This window comes from Leisingera coralii (genome assembly GCF_049056525.1).
GTDB classification, from domain to species: Bacteria; Pseudomonadota; Alphaproteobacteria; order Rhodobacterales; family Rhodobacteraceae; genus Leisingera; species Leisingera coralii.
This window is the reverse complement of the sequence record NZ_JBHUPT010000058.1, coordinates 26,166-34,601: the sequence shown is the minus strand read 5'-3', so window position 1 is coordinate 34,601 and position 8,436 is coordinate 26,166. Positions and strand designations below refer to the sequence as shown.

Here is an 8,436-nt window from a genome sequence, read left to right as displayed (position 1 = left end):
GCGGGGTGAGCGGGGTTCCTGGAAACGCTCCAGTGGAGCGTTTCCCCCGCGAACGGGCGGAGCCCTTTTGGAAAGATGAGAGAACGGTTCAGGAAGAGACCGGCACCATGGTGCCTTGCAGGATTGCGACCAGCTTTTCCTCATGTCCTGTCACAGCGTGTACCTCTGCCGTTACGATGACCAGGCGGCGGCCTGGTTTGATGACCTTGCCGGTGGCGCGCAGGATCTCTCCGGCGCCGGGGGCCAGCAGGTTGATCTTCATCTCTGCCGTCATCACTTCGCAGTCTTCAGGCATCCTCGTGAGCGCCGCATAACCCGCGGCCGTGTCGCCGATGGCAAAGCTGAGGGCGGCATGGGCCACATCATGCTGCTGGCGGCTGCCGGGCAGGATGGGGGCGGAGATCACTACTTCACCTGGCGCCACTCTTTCGACTTCGGCGCCGAGGGTCTGCATCATGCTTTGCTTGCCGAAACTGCTGCGGATGCGGTCTTCCATTGCGGGATCCTTCTGCTGGTCTGCACGCAGCATAGAGCAGCGCCGGCAGCTTGCGCAGATGACGCTGCGCCACTTACCTGGTCAGCGCGGCATCGGCACCGGCAGCGGTTTTGGCCCGGTGAGGATGGCCAGGGCATCCTGGGCCATGAGGCGGGCAAAGGCAGAATCGCTGCTGCGCAGGCCCCCGGTATAGGTGCCAAAGGCAGGCAGGATCAGGCGGTCCCGGTCGAGGAGAAAGCAGGGGCGGGAGGTGCCGCGGATCCGCGCCTTGGGGTGGTAGTGGCCGGAGATTTCGGCGCTTTCCTGCGGATCGGCAATATGGCGGAAGGTAAGGGGACCCAGTGTCAGCTCCGCCCGGTGCTCGCCGCCAAGGACCGGCGGGGCAGGGTCGTGGTTTCCCTCGATCCAAATCCATCGGCGGTTTTGCATCAGGCGGGCGATCCGGGTCTGCTCTGCTCCGGGGAGCGCGCGGCAGGCTGCGTCATCGTCGAAACTGTCGCCGAGGCAGATGAGCGTTTCAGCGCAGGTCGCGTCCAGGGCGGCTTCGAGCCGGTCCAGCGTGTCCCGCGTCTCATATGGCGGCAGGGCGCTGCCGCCGCGCCGCGCGTGGCGTTCGGCTTTGCCCAGATGCAGGTCCGAGACGCACAGGGTGCGCTGGTCCTGCCACCAGAGAGCCCCGGAGCCAAGAGCGGTGAGGCGGGCGCCCGCCAGAGTGAAATCGAAACCGTTCATGATGCGTTCCTAGCCGGACCAGCAGCGTTGGCAAGAGTTATTGCGGCAGTCCGCTGAGCCCGGATTGCCGCATCAGGGCTTCCGTTTCCCGCTGAAGCAGCTTTTCCTCGGCGGCGCCTTTGACCGGGACCTTGCCAACTTCCAGCAGCAGCGGTGCAGCGAGGGGAGAGATGCGGTCCAGCCGCCTGAGGGTGATACGGCCGTCTATCCGTGTCATCATCTCCTCGATCCGCCCGAAATCCACCAGCCCGCGCAGGGCCTCCTCGCGGGTGATATCCATCAGCAGGTGGTCCGGATCATACTTGCGGAGTGTGTCATAGAGGATGTCGGAGGAGAATGTCGCCTGCCGACCGTTCTTGCGCTGCCCCGGCGTGTTGCGCTCGATCAGCCCGGCGATTGTGGCGGCACCGCGGAAAGCGCGCTTCATCACCGCATTGCCGGCCAGCCAGCCCTCCAGCCCGTCGCGCAGGGCATGGATGTCGAACAGCGGCGCCGGGTCTGTGAGCTCCTCCAGCCCCCAGATCAGCGTCGCGTAATCGGTGGCAACAAAGCCGAGGGGATCGAGGCCGAGTTCCTCCATCCGTTTGGTCAGCAGGAGGCCAAGGGTCTGCTGGGCATTGCGGCCTGCGAAGCCGTAAACACAAGCGTGCTGGCGCCCGTCATGGGGGAAGCTTTCGATCAGCAGGGAACCCGCGCGGGGCAGCTCGGAGACCTCGCGCTGAAGCTCCAGCCAATCGGCGGTGTGGCGCGGCAGGTTGGGCCAGCTGGCCTGTTTGAACATCGCGAGGATGCGGGAGCTGAGCTGGGTGGAAGTGGCGAATTTGGTGCCGGAGAACACGGCGATCTTGGGTTTTCTCCCCGGGTTGCGGCTGACCTCGACGGTCATTTCCCGCAGGCCTTCGTAACGGACGGTCTGGCCGCCGATCAGGAAGGTATCGCCGGGGGTGAGGGTAGCGGCAAAGGCCTCCTCGATCTCGCCCAGCGGCTTGCCGCCGCGGCTGCGTTTCAGGCGGACCTTCACCAGGTCGGTGTCCTGGATCGTGCCGAGGTTCATGCGGATGCGGGCGGCGGCGCGCGGGTCGCGAAGCTGCCATCTGCCGTCCGGGCGTTGCAGCAGGCGCTGCCATTGGTCGTAGGCCTTCAGCGCGTAGCCGCCGCTGGCGCAGAAATCGAGGCAGGCATCGAATGCGGCGCGGCTGAGGGCGGCGTAGGCACCGGCCTGGGTCATCTCGGCATAGAGGTCATCAGCCTCAAAAGGACCTGCGCAGGCGGCGATTAGGATGTGCTGGCAGAGCACGTCGCGGGGGCCTGCACCGCGCGGCTCGCCATCCAGGTCGCCTGTACGCACGGCCTCCAGCGCGGCGCGGCATTCGACCACCTCGAACCGGTTGGCGGGCACCAGCAGCGCCTTGGACGGCGCGTTGTAGCGGTGGTTGGCGCGGCCGATGCGCTGCACCAGGCGTTTCACGTTCTTGGGCGCTCCGATCTGGATCACCAGGTCCACATCGCCCCAGTCGATGCCGAGGTCCAAGGAGCCGGTGCAGACGATGGCGCGCAGTTCGCCCCGGACCATTGCCGCCTCGACCCGCTCGCGCTGGACCCGGTCGAGCGAGCCGTGGTGGATGCCGATGGGCAGGGCGTCGTCATTGGCGAGCCAGAGGTTGTGAAAGAAGATCTCTGCCTGGGCGCGGGTGTTGTGGAAGATCAGCGTGGTCCTGTGCGCCTTGATCTGCTCCATCACCGCCGGGATGGCATAGGCCGCGCCGCCGCCCGCCCAGGGCGGGGCTTCTTCGGTTTCCAGCATCCGGATGTCCGGCGCCGGGCCGGGATCGGCCAGCACGATATCGCAGGGGTCCGGGTGGCGGGCGAGGTAGCTGGCGATGGCCTGCGGGTCGTCCACAGTGGCCGAGAGCCCTACCCGGCGCAGATCCGGGCAGAGGGTCTGCAACCGGGCCAGCGCAAGCATCAGCTGGTCGCCGCGCTTGCTTTCGGCGAGGGCGTGGATCTCGTCCACGACCACCCGTTTCAGGCCCTTGAAGGTGCGCGCGGCGTCCTCGTAGGAGGTGAGCAAGGCGAGGCTTTCGGGTGTTGTCAGCAGAATGTGCGGCGGGTCGGCGCGCTGGCGTTTTTTGCGGGAGGCGGGCGTGTCGCCGGTGCGGTCGTCGATGCGGATGGGCAGGCCGATTTCCTCAACCGGCGTGCGCAGGTTACGCTTGATGTCGGCGGCCAGCGCCTTGAGCGGGGAGATGTAGAGCGTGTGCAGGCCCTCATGGCTGCCATCTGCCAGTTCCGCCAGGGTCGGCAGGAAGCCGGCCATTGTTTTGCCGCCACCGGTGGGGGCGATCATCAGGGTGCACGGGTCCGCCGCGCGTGCCAGCATGGCGTGCTGATGCGGGTGGATGGTCCAGCCGCGGGCGGCGAACCAGTTTTCAATCGCTTCAGGCAGGGCAGGGGCGGTGTCACTCATCCTGTGAAATCTGGGAGGCTTTGCAGCTCATTGCAACGTCATTTGCTGTCATAGGCGCTGCGGGAGTCCAGCACCTGCTGATGCCGCCCGGCGGCCCAGATGGTGAGGGTTTTCATGTGTTCCAGCAGTTCTTGCCCCAAGGGGGTAAGCGCATAGGAAACAGCCACAGGCGGGCCGGGATCGACGCTGCGGGTGATATAGCCGTCGCGCTCCAGCTTGCGCAGGTTTTCGGTCAGCACCCGCTGGGTCACATCGCCGATGGTGCGCCGCAGGGCGCCGAACCGCAGCGCGCCGTCCTCCAGCACCAGAACGATCAGCATCTGCCATTTGCCGGTCACCTGTGACAGGACCTGCCGGATCGGGCAGTCCTCAGCTTGTTCTTTTGTCAGGGCGGTTACTGGAAGCATACCTGGTTCCTAAATAGTGCGTAATTGATATCTGGTGCAGAAGGAATACCACATTGGGGTGTCACGACAACGCGATTCGAAAGGACATCCGATGAGTGCCAAGGAACTCGTTCTGAATGCCGTAGCGGCGATCTTCACCTCGTTTGACCCGGAGGCGGCGGAGCAGCTGCTGGCGCCGGGGTATATCCAGCACAACCCGATGGTCCCGACCGGGGCGGCGCCCATTCTGGGTTTCATTCCGGCGCTTGAGGAAAGCGGCATCACGGTGGATGTGCACCGGGTGATTGCCGAAGGCGACATGGTGGTGCTGCACAGCACCTATGAAAACGCGCAGGCCTTTGGCGCGGAGACGCTGGTGGCCTTTGACGTGTTCCGGGTCGAGGACGGGAAGGTTGCCGAGCACTGGGACAACCTGCAGCCGCCCGCCGCGCCGAACGCCTCGGGCCGCACATTGACCGACGGCACGGCGGAGATCACAGACCTGGACAAGACCGCGGAAAATAAGGCGCTGGTGCAGGGCTTTGTGACTGACGTGCTGCACGGCAAGGCGCCGGAGAACATCACCAGCTATGTCTCGACAGAGACCTACCTGCAGCACAACCCGAATATCGGCGACGGGCTGGAGGCCCTTGGCGGAATGCTGCAGCACTTGGCGGAGACAGGTCAGGCGCTTGCCTATACCAGCACGCCGATTGTTGTGGCCGAGGGGAACTTTGTCTTTGCAGCCTCTGAGGGCAGCCTGGGCGCGACGCCAATGGCGTTCTTCGACCTGTTCCGGGTCGAGGACGGCAAAATTGTAGAACACTGGGATACCGTCAGCCCCATCCCGGCAGAGATGGCACACGAGAACGGCAAGTTCTGACTGCGGTCAGCGGAAGGGCGGGAATGATCCCGCCCTTTTCGCATCACTTCACGATGTGCTCGTCCTTGACGAACATGTTGGCCCAGGCGCGGTCGATCAGCTCCGGCGACATCTGGTAGGGGATGCCCTCGAATTCGCAGATGGAGATCATCTGGTCGATCAGGAACACCGGCTGGTAGTTGGCGTAGATGTTGTTGATCGTCGGGTATTTCTTCTTCAGCAGATGCACCAGCGCGGCCTCGTCCAGCGGCATGCCCTTCTTGCGGGCCACCATGGCAAAGATCTTGAGGAAGTTTTCCTGGTTCGGCCCGTCGATCTTGATCTTGAAGAAGATCCGGCGCAGGGCCGCTTGGTCGAAGATCTCATTCGGATGGAAGTTGGTGGAGAAGATCACCAGCGTATCGAAAGGCACTTCGAATTTCTCGCCCGATTGCAGTGCCAGGATATCCTTGCTTTCCTCCAGCGGCACGATCCAGCGGTTGACCAGGGACTGCGGCGGCTCCGCCTGGCGGCCAAGGTCGTCGACGATGAAGATGCCGCCGGTGGATTTCAGCTGCAGCGGCGCCTGATAGGTGCGCGCGGTCGGGTTGTAGACCAGGTCCAGCATGTCCAGCGACAGTTCGCCGCCGGTGATCACGGTGGGGCGCTCGCACATCACGTAACGCTCGTCAAAGCGGCGGCGGCGGCGCAGGGCGTTTGGGTCTTCCGGCTCCTGCTCGACCGCGGTGTGCACGATCGGGTCATAGACAGTGATCACCTGGCCTGCGTATTCGATGGCGCGCGGCACATAGACGTGATCCCCCAGCGCATCGCGGATGCCGTTGGAGATCGAGGATTTACCGTTGCCCGGCGGGCCGTACATCAGGATCGAGCGGCCGGCGCTGACGGCGGGGCCGAGGTGATCCAGCAGGCTGTTGGGCAGCACCAGATGCCCCATGGCATTGGTCAGCTGGTCGCGGGTTACCTGGATGTTGCGGATCGACTGGCGCTTGACCTGCTCGCGGTAGACCGCCAGCGGCACCGGCATGGCGCCGAAATATTCCGACTGGCTGAGCGCATCCAGCGCCCGCGCCTTGCCCGCATCGGTCAGCTGGTAGCCCATCTCGTTGCCGCTGTTTGCGTTCAGCGTGCCGGTCGCCTCCAAGAGCTTCTGCTCGCGGGCGAGGTCCACCAGCTCCTGGGTGACGGAGCCTGGCAGGCAGATCGCCTGGGCAATCTCGGTCACCGTTTCCACGTTCTTGCGAAAGATGGTCTTGAGCAGGATGTCCCGCATCATCACCAGCGGCAGCTGCATCTGCTCCAGCCCCTTGGGGGCGGGAGGGGCCATCACGGCGAGGTTCTGCATGTTCATGGCGGTGCCTGTCCCTGAAATCCACTTTGCGCCCCAATCCGGGGCTGTCTTGGAAACAGACTATTCAGGACTGTGGCAACAGCGGGGCAGGGGTGCAGCAATTCCGCGGAGGCGGCGGGAAATCGGGGACAGTTTTAGGGAACAGCCCGGTTCAGCTGCCAAACAGGGCGGCCAGGATCAGGTAGATCGCCAAGGTCCCGCCAAGGCAGAGCCCCATGGGAAAGCTCTTGCCGGTTTCCCAGCTTTGCCAATGCGGTGCCAGCTGGCGCAGTGGGGTGTATTTGGCGATCCGGTGGGCGGTGAAGCCTGCCAGCAGGGTGGCGGCAAAGATGATCATCAAGAGCCGCAAATCGCCAAGCGCGAAGAAGGGTGCGGCGGCACCGGCAAACTTGGCATCGCCGGCGCCGACGGCGCCAGCGGAGTAGAACAGGAAGCCCAAGCCGATCCCGACCGGCAAATGCAGCAGGTGCCAGCCGTAATCTGCCCAAGATGGCATTACCAGCACTCCCACGGCCACATAGGTTACCGCCAGCACATCAACCGCCCAATTGGGAATGCGCATGCCGCGCAGGTCGGTCAGCGCCACCGTGTAGCACAGCGGCAGCACGAAAGGCAGGAACCACTGGGCGGCGTGGGCCGTGAACTGCATGGGTCAGCCGTTTTCCAGCGCCGCCAGCGAGCGCGAGGCTTCCTCGAAATGCTGCGGATGGGTGTCGATCGCTTCGCGCAGCAGGTTCTCGCCGACTTTAACGTCACCCTGCTTGACCGCAGACAGCGCCAGCGTGTGCAGCAGCAAAGCGCGTTCGGTCTGGCCCAGCGGGATCACCGGCACGGTGTAATTGCGCTGTGCGCCACGGGCCAGCACCAGGTTGTTCTTGGCGGTGAACAGGGTCTGGTCCTGGCGGATCGCCTCGCCAAACAGACGCTCGGCACCGGCGAAATCACCGCGGGTCAGCTTGGAATAACCCCAGTTGTTCATCACCTTGGCCGGCTTGGTGGTCAGCCCGATGGCGATGTCATAGAAGCTGTCCGCGCGTTTCCAGTCCTTGTCCGCATCGGCCACAATGGCCTCGAGCCGGTAGCGCTCATAGGTCTCATGGGTAGGCGGCACGGTGTCCAGCATGGCCTTGGCCTCGTCCCATTCGCCGCTGCGCACCAAGGCGCCTGCCAGCTGCACTCGGTCCTCGCTGCTGGCACCTTTCATCGACACCACCTTTTTCCAGGCAGTGGTGCCCTCGGTGGTGCGCTTGGCACGGATCAGCGAATAGGCCAGGCCACGTTGCAGCTCGATCCGGTCCGGATTGTTCTTCAGTGTCCGCTGGAAATGGACCACCGCCTCATTCGGGTCGGCCACGGTCAGCATGACATCGTTGAGATTGCTCTCGTCGATGACATTCACTTCCTGAAAGGCCCGTTCCACGGTGTCATCGTCTTTCTCTGCGCAGGCCGACAAGACCAGCGCCCCTGCCAGACAAGCGGATAGGAAAAACTGCTGGCGCATTGGTGCGTCCTTTTACTGCTCTGCTTCTGTCATGGTGCTGAGCGAATCAGGTAGCTGCCTCCGCCCTGCCGCACCAGATTATAATCTTGATTTTGAGACTCAGTATGCGTGGGTTTATCAATTTTGGCGAGTGCCAAGCGTAAATTATCGCGGATTGCGTCACTTTCGCCATTGTCCAGCGCATAGGCCCGCTGGAACACCTGCACGGCTTCGGCAGTTTTGCCCTGTTCCATAAGCACGACGCCCAGGTTGTTCATCGGCTCGGGCCAGGCCGGGTCGGCATCCACCGCATGGCGCAAGAGCTCCTCTGCCTGGCCCAGCCGCCTGAGGCCCAGCTTGGCCGAGCCCATGCCGGACAGCACTTCGGCCGTCAGACCCTGGTCGAGCGCGGCGCGGGTAAAGGCTTCCAATGCCAGCTCGTGCTCGCCTGCGGCCATCAGCCGGTGCCCGACCAGCAAGCCGTCCTCGGCGGTCTTGCGGTGATCGGCGCCCGGCGTCCAGGGGCTGCCCTTGTCCTGTTTCAGACCGCCTGGCGCGCATGCCGCCGCCAGCGCGAGGACGCTGGCGGCGGCAAGAGCGCGGCAGAGGCGGGCAGGCGCAGCCCGTCCTTTTGATGTCAT

The 8,436-nt window shown here is 64.3% G+C and carries 9 protein-coding genes; 1 reads left to right on the top strand and 8 read right to left on the bottom strand.

Annotated elements, in window-relative coordinates; genetic code table 11:
• Window positions 1-88: 88 nt before the first annotated feature.
• The 4 genes from ACFMBG_RS17495 to ACFMBG_RS17480 all read right to left on the bottom strand — a co-directional run bounded on the left by ACFMBG_RS17495 (window position 89) and on the right by ACFMBG_RS17480 (window position 4,102).
• Window positions 89-496 (bottom strand): PaaI family thioesterase, encoded by a 408-nt coding sequence (locus ACFMBG_RS17495; protein WP_421055985.1) that lies wholly within the window; start codon window positions 494-496, stop codon window positions 89-91.
• Between the two features lie 81 nt (window positions 497-577).
• Window positions 578-1,228: a ligase-associated DNA damage response endonuclease PdeM gene (pdeM, locus tag ACFMBG_RS17490; RefSeq protein ID WP_421055984.1), complete on the bottom strand. Its 651-nt coding sequence runs from the start codon at window positions 1,226-1,228 to the stop codon at window positions 578-580.
• 37 nt (window positions 1,229-1,265) lie between these two features.
• Window positions 1,266-3,695, bottom strand: a complete 2,430-nt coding sequence (locus ACFMBG_RS17485) for a ligase-associated DNA damage response DEXH box helicase (protein ID WP_421055983.1) — start codon at window positions 3,693-3,695, stop codon at window positions 1,266-1,268.
• 38 nt (window positions 3,696-3,733) lie between these two features.
• On the bottom strand, window positions 3,734-4,102 hold the full coding sequence (locus ACFMBG_RS17480) for a winged helix-turn-helix transcriptional regulator (RefSeq protein WP_421055982.1): 369 nt from the start codon (window positions 4,100-4,102) through the stop codon (window positions 3,734-3,736).
• A gap of 91 nt (window positions 4,103-4,193) precedes the next feature.
• On the opposite strand from ACFMBG_RS17480, the gene ACFMBG_RS17475 reads away from it, so the two are divergent.
• Window positions 4,194-4,964, top strand: a complete 771-nt coding sequence (locus ACFMBG_RS17475) for a nuclear transport factor 2 family protein (RefSeq protein ID WP_421055981.1) — start codon at window positions 4,194-4,196, stop codon at window positions 4,962-4,964.
• A gap of 43 nt (window positions 4,965-5,007) precedes the next feature.
• On the opposite strand, the gene ACFMBG_RS17470 is transcribed toward ACFMBG_RS17475, so the two are convergent.
• The 4 genes from ACFMBG_RS17470 to ACFMBG_RS17455 form a co-directional block, all read right to left on the bottom strand.
• Window positions 5,008-6,315, bottom strand: a complete 1,308-nt coding sequence (locus ACFMBG_RS17470) for an ATPase (RefSeq protein WP_421055980.1) — start codon at window positions 6,313-6,315, stop codon at window positions 5,008-5,010.
• A gap of 151 nt (window positions 6,316-6,466) precedes the next feature.
• The gene (locus ACFMBG_RS17465; protein ID WP_421055979.1) at window positions 6,467-6,964 is read right to left on the bottom strand and encodes a prepilin peptidase; all 498 of its coding nucleotides are present in this window, start codon (window positions 6,962-6,964) and stop codon (window positions 6,467-6,469) included.
• Window positions 6,965-6,967: 3 nt separating this feature from the next.
• Entirely contained in the window at window positions 6,968-7,816 is an 849-nt protein-coding gene (locus tag ACFMBG_RS17460) for a tetratricopeptide repeat protein (RefSeq protein WP_421055978.1), read from the bottom strand.
• Between the two features lie 29 nt (window positions 7,817-7,845).
• Window positions 7,846-8,436: a tetratricopeptide repeat protein gene (locus tag ACFMBG_RS17455; protein WP_421055977.1), complete on the bottom strand. Its 591-nt coding sequence runs from the start codon at window positions 8,434-8,436 to the stop codon at window positions 7,846-7,848.